Origin of the sequence: Phenylobacterium sp. LjRoot97 (assembly GCF_964254345.1) — a bacterium.
Lineage (GTDB): Bacteria > Pseudomonadota > Alphaproteobacteria > Caulobacterales > Caulobacteraceae > Phenylobacterium.
The window spans coordinates 3,888,551-3,901,870 of record NZ_CAXUTH020000001.1 but is presented as its reverse complement, the minus strand read 5'-3'; the positions used below and the strand labels follow the sequence as shown (position 1 = coordinate 3,901,870).

Here is a 13,320-nt window from a genome sequence, read left to right as displayed (position 1 = left end):
CCGGATCACCCCGACCGGAGGCGGCGGCCCCTGCTGCGGCGGCCGCCGCCTCCGCGTCGAACGTTCATCCCGGCGAGGGCCGGGACCGCCGGGAGGGTCTGGGGGCTCTCCGCGCCGTAGCGGCTCGGACGCGCGGCGCTGGCAAGGTCCCGGCCTTCCCCCGGACGGACGTGCTGGACATGTGACCGTCATCCTTCTCCACTATGGCTCAAGCTCGGCCATCGAGTGCGAGGGGGATTTCATGCGGATCGACAGACGCCGGGCCTTGGCCCTGCTTGGCTTTGGCGCGGCTGGTCCGGCGGCGGCCCAGGGCGCCTCGCGCTACGCCGGCGCGGTCTCGTTCCAGCACGGCGTCGCCTCGGGCGATCCGCTGGCCGACCGCCTGATCCTCTGGACCCGCATCACGCCGGCCGACCCCGCCGCCGGCGAGATCGCCTACAGCTGGAAGCTCACCCCGATCGACCGCCGCGCCGGCGGCGCCAAGTCAGGGCAGGGGCTCACCGGGCCCGGCCGCGACTGGACGGTCAAGGTCGACGTCGGCGGTCTCGACGCCGGCCGCGCCTACAGTTTCGAGTTCACCGCCAACGGCGTGGCTTCGCCCGTCGGCCGCACCGCGACCCTGCCCAGCGGCGCGACCAAGGACGTGGTCCTCGCCGTCGCCTCCTGCTCGCTCTACCCGAACGGCTACTTCAACGCCTACGAGGCGATCGCCAGGCTGCCGCGCGTCGACGCGGTGCTGCACCTGGGCGACTATATCTACGAGTACGGCGGCCCGGACTCCTACGGCATGACCTCGCCGGTCGCCGCCGAGCGGCCGCACGACCCGAACCACGAGATCCTCTCGCTGGCCGACTACCGCCGCCGCCACGCGCAGTACAAGTCCGACCCGCAGCTGCAGGCCGCCCACGCCCGCGCCCCGTGGATCGTGGTCTGGGACGACCACGAGACCGCCAACGACAGCTTCATGTCCGGCGCCCAGAACCACCAGCCCGACAAGGAAGGCGACTGGAACGAGCGCAAGGCCCGCGCCATCAAAGCCTATTACGAGTGGATGCCGATCCGCGAGCCGGAGGGCGGCGGCGCGGCGATCAACCGGGCCTTCCAGTTCGGCGACCTGATGAGCCTGTTCATGCTGGAGACCCGGCTCACCGCCCGCGACCAGCAGCTCAACTACGAGCGCGACCTGCCGGCCCCCGGCGGCCCCGCCGAACTCGCCGCCTTCCGCGCCAAGCTCGACGATCCGGCCCGCAAGATGATGGGCCCGACCCAGCAGGCCTGGCTCGCCGCCGGCCTCAAGGACTCGGTCAAGGCCGGCCGCGTCTGGCAGGTGCTCGGCAACGAGGTGGTCATGGCCCGCCTGCCGGTGCCCAGCATTCGTAAGCACCTGGGCGAGGCCAAGCTCGCCGAGGTCATGGCCGGCGAGGGCGAGGGGACGCGCAAGCGCCTGGCGCGCATGGAGCAGCTCGCCCAGCTCGACCTGCCCTACGGCCTCGACATGTGGGACGGCTACCCGGCCGAGCGCGAGCGGGTCTACGACGCGATCAAGAGCGCCGGCGCCCGGGCCATCGTGCTGGCCGGCGACAGCCACGCCTTCTGGGCCAACGAGCTCTATGACGACGCCGGCAACCGCGTCGCCGCCGAGTTCGGGGCCACCGCGATCACCAGCCCCGGCGCCAACGACACCATCAAGGGCTTCTCGGTCGGCGAGATGTTCGCGACCGCCAACAAGGAGGTCGTGTTCTCCGAGCAGTCGATGAAGGGCTTCCTGCTGCTGACCCTGACGCACGAGGACGCCAAGGCCGAGCTGATGACGGTCTCGACGGTCGCCTCCAAGACCTTCGACACCCAGCTGCTGAAGACCTTCCGCGTCACGCCCGAGGCGCATCGCGTCTCCGGCCTGACCGAGGTCTAGGCCCGCGACAGCGCCAGACGGGCGGCGAAGGCCACGAACACGCCGCCCGTGACCCGGTCCAGCCAGGCGACCGTCGCCGGCCGCTTCAGCGCCCGCGCCAGCGGCCGGGTGGCGGTGATCAGCACTGCGAACCAGGCCAGGCCGATCAGCCCGTGGATCGCCGCCAGCAGCACCAGGAACGGCCCGGCCGGCACGCCCTTGGCCATGAACTGCGGCAGGAACGACACGTAGAACACCCCGATCTTCGGGTTCAGCAGGTTGGTCAGCAGCCCGCGCCGCAGCCAGGCCAGGTCGCGGCCCCCCGCGCCAGCGCTCTCGCCGCCGAGCTCGAAACTCCGCCGCGGCCGGATCAGCATGCCGATCCCCAGCCGCAGCAGGTAGGCCGCGCCCGCCCACTTCAGGACCGTGAAGGCCAGATGCGAGGCGGCCAGCAGCGCGCCCAGGCCCACCGCGACGGCCGTGCCCCAGACCAGGCAGCCGAGCGTGATGCCGAGCCCCGCCAGCGCCGCCCGCCGCGGTCCCTCGACGGCGGCCGTGCGCAGCACCAGGGCGGTGTCCAGCCCCGGCAGGATGGTCAGCAGGCCGGCGGCCACCGCAAAGCCGGCGATGGCCTCCAGCGGGCTCACGGCCGCTCGACCAGCTGGCCGTCCTCGACCACGCGGTAGAAGCACGAACGGAAGCCGACGTGGCAGGCGCCGCCGTCGCCCTGCGGCAGCACCTTGATCCAGAGGCAGTCCTGGTCGCAGTCGACGCGCATCTCGACGATCTTCTGGATCTGGCCGCTGGTCGCGCCCTTGTGCCAGATTTCGTTGCGGGACCGGCTGAAATAGACCGCCTCGCCCAGCTCCAGGGTGCGGGCCAGGGCCTCGGCGTTCATATAGCCGACCATCAGCACCTCGCCGGTCTCCGCATGGGTCGCCACCACGGCCATCAGGCCGTTCGCGTCGAACCGGGGGCTCAGGACCGCGCCGCGTTCGAGCGCGTCCTTGGAAGAGGCTGTGGGAAAGCTCGCTTGGGTCATGGCGCGCATATGGCGCCCGCGCCGGCGCCCGCGCTAGCCGGAAAGGCGCGCGCCCCGCCTTTCTAAGGCCGCGGTTGGGCTGGAAGACCGCTCCTGAACAACCGGAGCCGTTCATGAGCCTCGACCGCCGAACCCTGCTGGCCGCCGCCGCGGCTGTCACCCTGCCGGGCCCGGCGCTGGCCGCACGGGCCAAGAAGAAGTCGCCCCGCTGCAAGGGGCGCGCGGCCTATGCCGGACCGCCGTTGCGGGCGCCTTTCGCCCAGGCGCAGCTGGACGCCGCCGCCCAGGCTGGCTCCACCCGGCTGCAACCGGTCATCGACGACGCCCTGGAAGCCAAGCTCGAACAGGCGGCCGGCCAGATGCAGGTCCAGGCCCTGACCGCGGCCGTGGCGCGGCCCGACGGAACGCTGTGGACCCAGACCCACGCCGCCGCCGGCGGCCCGCCGGCGCGGTTCTTCTGGGCCAGCGTCGGCAAGGCCTACACCGCCACCGCGGTGCTGCAGCTGGTCGAGGAGGGCAAGCTCGCCCTCGACGCCCCCATCGCGCGATGGGCGCCGAACCTGCCGAACGCCGCGCACATCACGATAGAGGACCTGCTGGTCCACACGAGCGGGCTCTACAGCTTCCAGGAGGACGAAGGGCTGCGGGCCGATCCCGGCTACAAGCCGCCGCAGAGGCTGCTGGAGGTGGCGGTCGGCCATCCGGCCCAGTTCTGCCCCGGCGCGGCGTGGGGCTACAGCAACACCGGTTACGTGCTGCTCGGCACGATCCTGGAGGCGGTGGACGGCAAACCGTACGATCAGGTGCTGTCGGGCAGGATCATGGAACGCCTGGACCTGCGCGAGACCGCGGTGCTGGCGCCTGGCCGCACGCCGGCCGGCATGGCCCCGCCGGTCCCGGCCGGCGAGGACCTCGCCACCCCCTTCGCGGCCGGCGCGGTGGCCGCCTCCGCCGCCGACGTGGTGCGGTTCTGGCGGGCGCTGCTGGCCAGCCGCCTGCACAGCCGCGAGACCACCGCCCGGCGGCTGGCGCGGCTCTATCCGATGACCGGCGTCTCTCCGGCCTCGTTCTATGGTCAGGGGATGATGGTCAGCGATCTGCGGCTCGCCAATCCGGCGGCCAGCGACAGCTGGATCGGCCACGCCGGCGGTCTGCCGGGGGCCAAGGCGATGGTCGCCTATTCTCTGGAGAAGCAGGCCTATGTGGCCGTGGCGCTGACCGGCGAAGGCTCGCCCGAGGCCACGGCCAACCTCTTGCTGTCAGGCCTCCCGAAGAAGGCCTGACGCCAGAACGGCTCAGCGCTTGTTGACGAAGTCGAGGAAGCGCTGACGCAGGGTCGCGTCGGTCTTGAACACGCCCGTGAACTGGGTGGTGATCGTCGAGACGTGGCGGTGGTGCACGCCGCGGGTGGTCATGCACTGGTGCGCGGCGTCGATGAGGATCGCGACGCCGGCCGGACGCAGGCTGTCGGTGATCGCGTCGGCGATCTGCTGGGTCATGGTCTCCTGGGTCTGCAGGCGGCGGGCGTAGATTTCCACGACCTTGGCCAGCTTGGAGATGCCGACGACCCGGTTGGTCGGCATGTAGGCCACATAGGCCTTGCCGAGGAACGGAGCCATGTGGTGCTCGCAGTGGCTCTCGACCTCGATCTCGCGCAGCATGACGATGTCGTCATAGCCCTGCACGTCTTCGAAGGTGCGCGACAGTTCCTTGGCCGGATCGAGCTGATAGCCCTCGAACCACTCGCCATACGCGTCGACCACGCGCTTGGGGGTGTCGATCACGCCTTCGCGGCGCGGATCGTCGCCCGCCCACGCGATAAGCGTGCGCACGGCTTCCATAGCCTCTTCGCGCGACGGGCGCTTCACGGCTTCAAGATCAAGACCGGGCGTGCCGATCAGGGTTCGGTCGCGACTGGGAGCGTCCATGATTGAGCGGTTCTTTCCGGGGCCTGAGTTGCGCCGGGACGAAGGTCCCGGAAATGACGCGTGCCACCCCTGATGTCGGCCATGTGCGCGACCACGGACGGAACCGTGGCCTCGCGGCCGGACCGAATGTATATGGGGCCAACCCCTTGGCGGGCAACCGTTACCCAGCGTCAGTTTTTCTCAAACACTGACGCGCCTTTTCATGAAGGACCCTATGGCCCTCTCGCTCTACGACACCATGGCCCGCGAAAAGCGGCCCTTCGTCCCCAAGGATCCGAGCCGGGTGACGATGTATGTCTGCGGGCCGACGGTCTACAACTACGCCCATATCGGCAACGCCCGGCCGGTGGTCGTCTTCGACGTGCTGTTCCGCCTGCTGCGCCACGCCTACGGCGAAAACGCCGTAATCTATGCGGCTAACGTCACCGACGTGGACGACAAGATCAACAAGAAGGCCGCCGAGGAAGGCGTCGCCATCGACGTGATCACCGACCGTTACCTGGCGATCTACAACGACGACATGGCCACGCTCGGCGCCCTGCGGCCGACGCATCAGCCGCGCGCCACCCAGACCATGGCCGAGATCATCGAGATGATCGGCAAGCTCGTGCACAACAACTCGGCCTATGCGGCCGAAGGTCACGTGCTGTTCAACACCCAGGCCTACGCCGACTACGGCAAGCTCTCGCGCCAGCCGATGGACGACATGATCGCCGGCGCCCGCGTCGACGTCGCGCCCTACAAGCAGCACCCGGCCGACTTCGTGCTCTGGAAGCCGTCCAAGGAGAACGAGCCGGTCTGGGACAGCCCCTGGGGCCCCGGCCGCCCCGGCTGGCACATCGAGTGCTCGGCGATGATCGAAAAGTCGCTGGGCCTGCCGATCGACATCCACGGCGGCGGCATCGACCTCCTGTTCCCGCACCATGAGAACGAGATGGCCCAGGGCGTCTGCGCCGGCCACGACCACGAGGTCGGCTACGCCAACTACTGGATGCACAACGGCTTCCTGAACATGGCGGCCGAGAAGATGTCCAAGAGCCTGGGCAATGTCGCCCTGGTGCACGACCTCATCCAGCAGGCCCCCGGCGAGGCGCTGCGGTGGGCGCTGCTGGTCGGCCACTACCGCGCGCCGCTGGAATGGACCGGCGAGCTCATCGAGCAGTCCAGGAAGGCGCTCGACCGGCTGTACGGCGCCCTGCGCCGCGCCAGCGAGGTCGAGGCCGAGGACGTGCCGGCGCCCGCCGCCTTCCTGGCCGCCCTGGAGGACGACCTCAACACCCCGGCCGCCTTCGCCGAGCTGTTTGCGATGGCCACCAAGCTGGAGACCGCGACCGGCAAGGGCCGCGGTCAGGCCAAGGGCGAGCTGCTGGCCGCCGCCAACCTGCTGGGCTTCCTGTTCGGCGATCCGGAGGACTGGTTCCAGGCCGGCGTCACCGACGACCTGCGCGAGAAGGTCGACGGCCTGATCGCCCAGCGTATCGAAGCCCGCGCCGCCAAGGACTGGGCCGCCGCCGACCGCATCCGCGACGAGCTCACCGCGTTGAACATCGAGGTGATGGACGGTCCGACCGGCGCGACCTGGCGGATCAGGGAATCCGGCTGATGGCCCTGGGCCCGAAAACGCAGAACAACATGTTCACGCCCGGCAAGGGCCTGAAGTTCAAGCCTGCCGCCTCGGCCGGCCCGCCCGGCGTGCGGGTCGAGCACCGGATCGGCATCCAGGCCCCGGCCGAGACGATCTGGGAGATCCTCTACGACGTCGAGCGCTGGCACGAGTGGAACCCGCTCTACACCAAGGCGGAGGGCGCGGTCCGCACCGGCGGTCAGCTCACCCTGACCCTGGCGCTGGAGGACGAGGCGCCGCGGGTGATCCAGCCGGTGGTGTACGAGTGGGTGCCCAACGACCAGATCCACTGGCGGCTGAAGATGCTGGGCGGCCTGGTCTCCAACATCCGCTTCCTGGAACTGGAGAAGCTGGACACCGCCAGCACGATCTTCTCCAACGGCGAGCTGATCGGCGGGCTGCTGGGCCCGACGGTCGCGCGCCGCATGGGGCGCAAGATCTATCGCGGCTTCCAGGCCATGAGCGAGGCGCTGAAGGCGCGCGCCGAAGCGCAATGGCGCGCCGAGGGCGGAAACCCTACATCAGCCCCATGATCGACGACCTCTACTCGGCCAAGCTGCTCAAGCTTGCGGCGAACATGCCGCATCTCGGCCGGCTGCCCGAGCCGGACGCCAGCTCGGAAAAGGTCGCCAAGCTGTGCGGCAGCCGCGTGGTCGTCGACGTGAGCGTCGAAGGCGACCGGGTCGCCCAGTTCGCCCAGGACGTGAAGGCCTGCGCGCTCGGCCAGGCGTCCGCCGCGGTGCTCGGCGCCAGCGTGCTCGGGGCGAGCCTGTCGGAGATCGAGATGGCCCGGGACCAGTTCCGTGCTATGCTCAAGCAAGGCGCTGAAGCGCCCCAAGGACGTTTTTCGGATCTCTCCATGCTGGCCCCGGTGAAAGACTATCCCGCCCGCCACGCCTCGACGCTTCTGGCGTTCGAGGCCGCGGCCGAGGCTGTCCGCCGCGCCGTGGAACGAACTAGCCGCGCCGGCGCGGCTTGATCCTCAAGGCCGCCCAGCGTAATCGCTGCGGCTGAATCGCACGTCCGCGAGCCGGCATGAACCTCTACGAGACCTGCGTCCGTGGCGCCTTGCGCGCCTACAAGCTGACGCTTTCGCCCCTGATCGGGCGCCAGTGCCGGTTCCTTCCGACCTGCTCGGAGTACACGGCCCAGGCCCTGATCCTGCACGGCCCCGTTCGCGGCTCCTGGCTTGCGACCCGGCGGTTGTGCCGCTGTCACCCCTGGGGAGCTTCGGGCTACGACCCGGTCCCCCAACCGCGCGACAAGGCCCCAAACGGAGATGGGCCGGCCTCGCGGACATGGACATGTGAGACATGATCGACCTGATTTTCCCCGATGGTTCCCAGCGCCAGTTCGACGACGGCGTGACGGGACGTGACGTCGCCGCCTCCATCGCCAAGTCGCTGGAGAAGAAGGCGGTGCTCGTGAAGCTCGACGGCGAGCTGCGCGACCTCGACCGCCCGCTCGACAAGGGCGGCGCCTTCGAGATCCTGACGCGAGAGAGCCCCGAGAGCCTCGAGACCATCCGCCACGACGCCAGCCACATCATGGCTGAGGCGGTGCAGGAGCTGTTCCCCGGCACGCAGGTGACGATCGGCCCGGCCATCGACGACGGCTTCTATTACGACTTCGCGCGCGACACGCCGTTCAGTCTCGACGACCTGGCGACGATCGAGCAGCGTATGAAGGAGATCGTCGACCGCGACGAGAAGATCGTGCGCGAGGTCTGGGACCGCGGCGAGGCGATCGAGCACTTCAAGTCGATCGGCGAAGCCTACAAGGCCGAGATCATCTCCGACCTGCCGGAAGGCGAGACGATCACGGTCTATCGCCAGGGGAACTGGAAGGACCTGTGCCTGGGGCCGCACCTGCCGTCGACGAAGTCGGTCGGCAAGGCCTTCAAGCTGATGAAGCTGGCCGGCGCCTATTGGCGCGGCGACCACCGCAACGCCCAGCTGCAGCGCATCTACGGCACGGCCTGGGCCAGCGAGGCCGACCTGGAGGCGCACCTGAAGCGCCTTGAGGAAGCCGAGCGCCGCGACCACCGCAAGATCGGCCGCGCCATGGACCTCTTCCACCTGCAGGAAGAGGCCAAGGGCATGATCTTCTGGCACCCGAAGGGCTGGACGCTCTACCGCACGGTCGAGGCCTATATGCGCCGCCGCCTGGACGTCGACGGCTATGTCGAGGTCAAGGCCCCCCAGATCATGGACCGCGCCCTCTGGGAGAAGTCGGGTCACTGGGAGAAGTTCGGCGCGAACATGTTCACGTGCGAAACGACGGAAGGCGAAGAGCTGGCCGTCAAGCCGATGAACTGCCCGGGCCACGTGCAGATCTTCAACTTCGGCCAGAAGTCCTATCGCGACCTGCCGCTGCGCATGGCCGAGTTCGGCGCCTGCCACCGGTTCGAGCCGTCCGGCGCGTTGCACGGCATCATGCGTCTGCGGGCCTTCACCCAGGACGACGCCCACATCTTCTGCCGCGAGGACCAGATCGAGGAGGAGACGACGAAGTTCGTGCGCCTGCTCAACTCGGTCTACGCCGACTTCGGCCTGGAGCTGCACAGCGTGAAGCTGGCCCTGCGTCCGGATCTGCGCGCCGGCACCGACGAGGTTTGGGACGTGGCCGAGGACAAGCTCGACCGCGCCGCCCGCCAGGCGGTGAACATGGAGGTCGAGCGGCTGCCGGGCGAGGGCGCCTTCTATGGCCCGAAGCTCGAATTCCACCTGTCCGACGCGATCGGCCGGACGTGGCAGTGCGGCACGCTGCAGCTCGACTTCGTGCTGCCCGAGCGTCTGGACGCCGAGTACGTGGTCGAGGACGGCTCCAAGCAGCGCCCGGTCATGCTGCACCGTGCGATCTGCGGATCGATGGAGCGTTTCATCGGCGTGGTGATTGAAAACTATGCAGGCGCATTCCCGCTGTGGTTGGCGCCGACGCAGGTCGTTGTCGCCACAATTACGTCAGACGCCGATGATTATGCCTTGAGGGTAGCTCAAGAATTGAGCGCCGCCGGTCTCCGGGTTGATACGGATCTGCGGAACGAAAAAATCAATTACAAGATCCGTGAACACAGTCTCGCGAAGGCGCCGATCATCGCGGTGGTCGGCCGGCGGGAAGCTGAGGAAGGCAAGGTCGCCTTGAGGCGTTTCGGCTCAGAAGGACAGTCCATCCTTTCGCTCGACGAGGCGGTCAATAAACTTGCCTTAGAGGCGAGTCCGCCGGATGTTGCACGTCAGGCTGTGCTTCGGGGTGCTTCGCCGGAGCAGGCGGTCGGGGTTAGGGAGGCTGGATGAACGGCATCGCCGCACCGATCGTTGCTTACGAACCCGCGCCGACTCAGGACTTCCTGAAGCCGCACCGCAAAGTGTCCGTCGTCATGGTCGTGTACATGACCGGCGAGGCCCTGCAGCAGAGCATCGAATGCGTGCTCGCCGACCCGCTGGTCGACGAGCTCGTGATCGTGGACAACGGTTCGACCCGCATGGAGGCGGCGCGCCTGAAGCGCCTCTCCGAAAGCGACAAGCGCGTGCGGCTGATGACTGGCCATGGGAACGTCGGCTTCGCCCGCGGCGCCAATCTCGGCGCCCGCGGCGCGGTCGGCGACACCATCGTCTTCCTCAACCCTGACGCCTTCCTGCAGCCCGGCTGCATCGCCGAGCTGGTCAGGGCCATCGAGGGCCGCCCGGTCCCGACCCTGGTCGGCGGCCGGGTGCTCAACGCCGACCGCACCGAACAGCGCGGCGCGCGCCGCGGCGACATCACCCCGGTCAGCGCGCTGATGAGCCTCAGCCATCTGTCGCGGAAGATCCCCGCCTGGCGCCGCTACGAGGTGCACTGGGAAACCGAGGCCGCGCCGGAAGGCGTCATCGCCGTGCCGACCATCTCGGGCGCCTGCTTCTGCATGCGCCGCGAGGACTTCGACATCGTCCAGGGTTTCGACGAGGGCTACTTCCTGCACGTCGAGGACGTCGACCTCTGCTGGCGCATCCGCCAGACCGGCGGCGAGGTGCTGTTCCAGCCCAAGGCCGAGGTCATTCATCTTGGCCATACGAGCCACGCCAGCCCGCTGCGGGTCGAGTTCCACAAGGGCGTGGGCCTCGCGCGTTACTTCCGTAAACGTGCCGAAGGCTCCGGCGAGCGCGTGCTCGCCTTGATCCTGTCCCCGATCATCGTCTGCACCGCCATCGCCCGTCCGGTGATGTGGCGCATCCGCGGCCGGACCGCCTAGGCCGCAGGCGGAAATACGCCGGCCCGGCTGACCGAGGCGGCGATCGGCTTGTCCAGCAGACCCGACATCCACTTGGCCGTCTCGATCAGCGCGCCGATGTCGTAGCCGGTGGTGAACCCGGCCCGCTCCAGCATGTAGACCAGATCCTCGGTGCCGATGTTGCCGGTCGCGGCCGGCGCGAACGGGCAGCCGCCCAGGCCGCCGCAGCTGGCGTCCAGGATGTCGATCCCAGCTTCCACGCCGGCGAAGGCGTTGGCGAGCCCCGTGTTGCGGGTGTCGTGGAAGTGCAGGCGCAGCGGGATGTCGCCGATCACCTGCTTCACCGCCTCGACTCGGTCGCGGACCATCCACGGATCGGCGACGCCGATGGTGTCGGCCAGGGCGATCTCGTCGACCTTGGCGTTCGCCGCCTCGCGGGCCAGCGACACGACGCGGTCCTGCGGCACCTCGCCGTCGAACGGGCAGCCGAAGGCGGTCGAGAAGGTCACCGAGATCGGCGGACCGCCCTCGGTCTTCTGGCGCGCGGCGATAGCGTGCATCGCCTCGATCTGCTCGGCGACATTGGCGCCCTGGTTGCGGATCCCGAAGCTGTCCGACGAGCAGACCACCACATTGGCCTCGTCGCAGCCGGTCGCCACCGCGCGCTCCCAGCCTCGCATGTTCAGCACCAGGCCTATGCGTGACAGACCCGACCCGGCAGGCAGGGCGGCCATGATTTCCTCGGCGCCGGCCATCTGCGGCACGCGGTTCGGATTGACGAAGGACACGACCTCCATCCGCTTGGCGCCGGCGGCCTGCAGCCGCCGGATGAAGTCGAGCTTCTGATCGACCTCGAGGATGGACTTCTCGTTCTGCAGCCCGTCGCGCGGACCGACTTCGACGATTTCGATGAACCGGCTCATGGGGACTCAGATGGGGCTGGGGCGAAGATGCGTAAAGCCGTTTCGTCGCCGTTGGAGTAGTCGAGGCCTTCGACCTTGCCGATCTCGCGGACCTTCAGGCCGCGGGCCTTCAGCTCGGCCTCGAAGGCGGCCTGCTCGCGGCCCTCGACCACGGCCGGCCGCTGGTCGGCGATGGCTTCGATGGCCTCGGGAACGTCGCCGAGATCGGTCGGCGTGCCGAGCGCGAACACTAGGCTGGGCTCGGCGTAGCCGGCGACCGCGACCGGCGCGGGCGTGAAGCCCTGGCGCGGCAGCAGCCGGGCTTCCTCCAACACCTTCTCAGTGCGCTGCGACAGCCACAGCGGCTCCAGCCGCGGGGCGAAGGCGCCGGCGAAGGCGCCGTGGCCAAGGATGGTCAGGGCGCCAGCCCCGACGATCGCCTTCAGCGCGTCGCCGCGCCACAACAGGTAGGCGCCGGTGAGGCCGGCCGCGGCCAGCAGCAGCGCGGTGGCGATGGTCGCCGGCAGGTCGCTGGGATCGCCATACTCGCCGTAGAGGTAGAAGATCGCCGCGGCGAACACGACGCCGACCAGCGCCGAGAGCACGACGCCGATCCACTTGGCGACCTTGCCGACCGGCGGGCGCATCACCGCCGCGGCCATCAGCCAGGCGAAGGCGCCATAGGTCGGCAGGGTGTAGTGCACGAGCTTGGTCGGGGTGGCTTCGAAGACGATGAAGGCGGGGATCAGCCAGCACAGCGCAAAGCGGACGCCCGGTTCGTTGCGGGCGCGCCAACCGAGCGCCAGGGCGGCCGGCAGCAGCAACGCGCCGGGGAAGATCAACAGCGGGGTGAGCAGGGTGTGATAGCCGGGCGGGGCCCCGTGGCTTTCCTGGCCGCCGACCAGCTTGGGCGCGAAGTCGGCGCCGAAGGCCGTGGTCCAGAAGCCGCCGTCGGTGGCGACCGTCACGGCCGCCGCCCAGGGGCCGACGATGGCGGCCATCAGGATCAGGCCCCAGGTCCAGCCCAGGCCCTTCAGCCATTCGCCCTTACGGTCCCAGGCCCACAGCGACAGTGCCGTCAGGGTGACGACCATCAGGCCGACCGGGCCCTTGACCAGCATCGACAGCGACAGGCCAAGCCAGAACAGCAGGCGCGTGATCCGACCGGCCGGCGGCCCGTCGCGGGAGGCGGCGTAGATCCGAGCCAGCGCCGCCAGCGCCAGGGTCGTGGTCCCGGCCAGCACCGCGTCGGTCTTGGCGATGAAGGCCTCAGTCGAGAGCAGGAAGGTAGATCCCAGGATCGCGCCGGCCAGCAGGCCGGTCGGCGCGCCGAAGAAGACCGTTGCGCCCCAGGCGCAGGCCGCGGCCGCGAGCATCGCGCCGAGTAGGGAGGGCAGCCGGTAGGCCCAGATGTCGCGGTCCTCGACCTGCGACACGAGCGCCACGCTGGCCGCCTGCATCCAGTGGATGCCGACCGGCTTCTTGAAGCGCGGCTGGTCCTGGAACTGGATGACGACGAAATCGCCGGTCTCCAGCATCTGCGCCGTGGCCTGGGCGAACCGGCTTTCATCGCGGTCCAGCGGAGGCACGGCGAAGACGCCGGGCAAGCCGGCGAGCATGGCGATCAGGGCGGCGAAGGCCGGCGCACGCCAGCCCTGGCTGAATCGGTCCAAATAGGCCTGTAGACTCATGGCAGCGTTGATAGCATCCGCGCGGCGATTTT

Annotated in this window: 13 protein-coding genes; 8 read left to right on the top strand and 5 right to left on the bottom strand. The window is 69.3% G+C overall.

The features are described from left to right. Nucleotides 1–241: 241 nt before the first annotated feature. Nucleotides 242–1,912 (top strand): alkaline phosphatase D family protein, encoded by a 1,671-nt coding sequence (locus tag ACSQ2H_RS19360; protein ID WP_436063001.1) that lies wholly within the window; start codon nt 242–244, stop codon nt 1,910–1,912. On the opposite strand, the gene ACSQ2H_RS19355 is transcribed toward ACSQ2H_RS19360, so the two are convergent. Next, the gene (locus tag ACSQ2H_RS19355; RefSeq protein ID WP_436063000.1) at nt 1,909–2,538 is read right to left on the bottom strand and encodes a LysE family translocator; all 630 of its coding nucleotides are present in this window, start codon (nt 2,536–2,538) and stop codon (nt 1,909–1,911) included. The two genes, ACSQ2H_RS19360 and ACSQ2H_RS19355, sit on opposite strands and share 4 nt — an antisense overlap. Then, nucleotides 2,535–2,933, bottom strand: coding sequence for a phosphoribosyl-AMP cyclohydrolase (gene hisI / locus ACSQ2H_RS19350; protein ID WP_436062999.1), 399 nt, complete (start codon nt 2,931–2,933; stop codon nt 2,535–2,537). Before hisI ends, ACSQ2H_RS19355 begins: the two co-directional genes overlap by 4 nt. 113 nt (nt 2,934–3,046) lie before the next feature. On the opposite strand from hisI, the gene ACSQ2H_RS19345 reads away from it, so the two are divergent. Then, on the top strand, nt 3,047–4,216 hold the full coding sequence (locus ACSQ2H_RS19345) for a serine hydrolase domain-containing protein (RefSeq protein ID WP_436062998.1): 1,170 nt from the start codon (nt 3,047–3,049) through the stop codon (nt 4,214–4,216). Nucleotides 4,217–4,228: 12 nt separating this feature from the next. Here the strand turns inward: ACSQ2H_RS19345 and folE are convergent, their stop codons facing one another. Further along, the gene (folE, locus tag ACSQ2H_RS19340; RefSeq protein ID WP_436062997.1) at nt 4,229–4,861 is read right to left on the bottom strand and encodes a GTP cyclohydrolase I FolE; all 633 of its coding nucleotides are present in this window, start codon (nt 4,859–4,861) and stop codon (nt 4,229–4,231) included. Nucleotides 4,862–5,075: 214 nt separating this feature from the next. Between folE and cysS the strand changes: the two genes are divergently transcribed. Genes cysS through ACSQ2H_RS19310 form a run of 6 tightly spaced genes read left to right on the top strand, consistent with a single transcriptional unit; the run spans nt 5,076 to nt 10,716 of the window. Continuing rightward, complete coding sequence (cysS, locus tag ACSQ2H_RS19335) at nt 5,076–6,464, top strand: cysteine--tRNA ligase (RefSeq protein WP_436062996.1); 1,389 nt, start codon at nt 5,076–5,078, stop codon at nt 6,462–6,464. Next, entirely contained in the window at nt 6,464–7,018 is a 555-nt protein-coding gene (locus ACSQ2H_RS19330; protein ID WP_436062995.1) for an SRPBCC family protein, read from the top strand. Before cysS ends, ACSQ2H_RS19330 begins: the two co-directional genes overlap by 1 nt. Then, on the top strand, nt 7,015–7,464 hold the full coding sequence (locus ACSQ2H_RS19325) for an iron-sulfur cluster assembly scaffold protein (protein ID WP_436062994.1): 450 nt from the start codon (nt 7,015–7,017) through the stop codon (nt 7,462–7,464). Before ACSQ2H_RS19330 ends, ACSQ2H_RS19325 begins: the two co-directional genes overlap by 4 nt. A 56-nt stretch (nt 7,465–7,520) precedes the next feature. Continuing rightward, entirely contained in the window at nt 7,521–7,802 is a 282-nt protein-coding gene (gene yidD / locus ACSQ2H_RS19320; RefSeq protein WP_436062993.1) for a membrane protein insertion efficiency factor YidD, read from the top strand. Next, complete coding sequence (thrS, locus tag ACSQ2H_RS19315) at nt 7,799–9,781, top strand: threonine--tRNA ligase (RefSeq protein ID WP_436062992.1); 1,983 nt, start codon at nt 7,799–7,801, stop codon at nt 9,779–9,781. Before yidD ends, thrS begins: the two co-directional genes overlap by 4 nt. Continuing rightward, nucleotides 9,778–10,716: a glycosyltransferase family 2 protein gene (locus ACSQ2H_RS19310; RefSeq protein WP_436062991.1), complete on the top strand. Its 939-nt coding sequence runs from the start codon at nt 9,778–9,780 to the stop codon at nt 10,714–10,716. Before thrS ends, ACSQ2H_RS19310 begins: the two co-directional genes overlap by 4 nt. On the opposite strand, the gene ACSQ2H_RS19305 is transcribed toward ACSQ2H_RS19310, so the two are convergent. Next, nucleotides 10,713–11,618 carry a hydroxymethylglutaryl-CoA lyase gene (locus ACSQ2H_RS19305; protein WP_436062990.1) on the bottom strand — a complete coding sequence of 302 codons (906 nt, stop codon included), beginning with the start codon at nt 11,616–11,618 and terminating at the stop codon, nt 10,713–10,715. The genes ACSQ2H_RS19310 and ACSQ2H_RS19305 overlap by 4 nt on opposite strands. Continuing rightward, entirely contained in the window at nt 11,615–13,288 is a 1,674-nt protein-coding gene (locus tag ACSQ2H_RS19300) for an ArnT family glycosyltransferase (RefSeq protein WP_436062989.1), read from the bottom strand. Before ACSQ2H_RS19300 ends, ACSQ2H_RS19305 begins: the two co-directional genes overlap by 4 nt. Nucleotides 13,289–13,320: the final 32 nt, after the last annotated feature.

Coding starts and splice junctions, on each gene's coding strand:
- ACSQ2H_RS19325 (WP_436062994.1), top strand. CDS start 7,015: ATGATCGACGACCTCTACTCGGCCAAGCTGCTCAAGCTTGCGGCGAAC.
- yidD (WP_436062993.1), top strand. CDS start 7,521: ATGAACCTCTACGAGACCTGCGTCCGTGGCGCCTTGCGCGCCTACAAG.
- cysS (WP_436062996.1), top strand. CDS start 5,076: ATGGCCCTCTCGCTCTACGACACCATGGCCCGCGAAAAGCGGCCCTTC.
- hisI (WP_436062999.1), bottom strand. CDS start 2,933: ATGACCCAAGCGAGCTTTCCCACAGCCTCTTCCAAGGACGCGCTCGAA.
- ACSQ2H_RS19330 (WP_436062995.1), top strand. CDS start 6,464: ATGGCCCTGGGCCCGAAAACGCAGAACAACATGTTCACGCCCGGCAAG.
- ACSQ2H_RS19360 (WP_436063001.1), top strand. CDS start 242: ATGCGGATCGACAGACGCCGGGCCTTGGCCCTGCTTGGCTTTGGCGCG.
- ACSQ2H_RS19310 (WP_436062991.1), top strand. CDS start 9,778: ATGAACGGCATCGCCGCACCGATCGTTGCTTACGAACCCGCGCCGACT.
- ACSQ2H_RS19300 (WP_436062989.1), bottom strand. CDS start 13,288: ATGAGTCTACAGGCCTATTTGGACCGATTCAGCCAGGGCTGGCGTGCG.
- ACSQ2H_RS19305 (WP_436062990.1), bottom strand. CDS start 11,618: ATGAGCCGGTTCATCGAAATCGTCGAAGTCGGTCCGCGCGACGGGCTG.
- thrS (WP_436062992.1), top strand. CDS start 7,799: ATGATCGACCTGATTTTCCCCGATGGTTCCCAGCGCCAGTTCGACGAC.
- ACSQ2H_RS19345 (WP_436062998.1), top strand. CDS start 3,047: ATGAGCCTCGACCGCCGAACCCTGCTGGCCGCCGCCGCGGCTGTCACC.
- folE (WP_436062997.1), bottom strand. CDS start 4,861: ATGGACGCTCCCAGTCGCGACCGAACCCTGATCGGCACGCCCGGTCTT.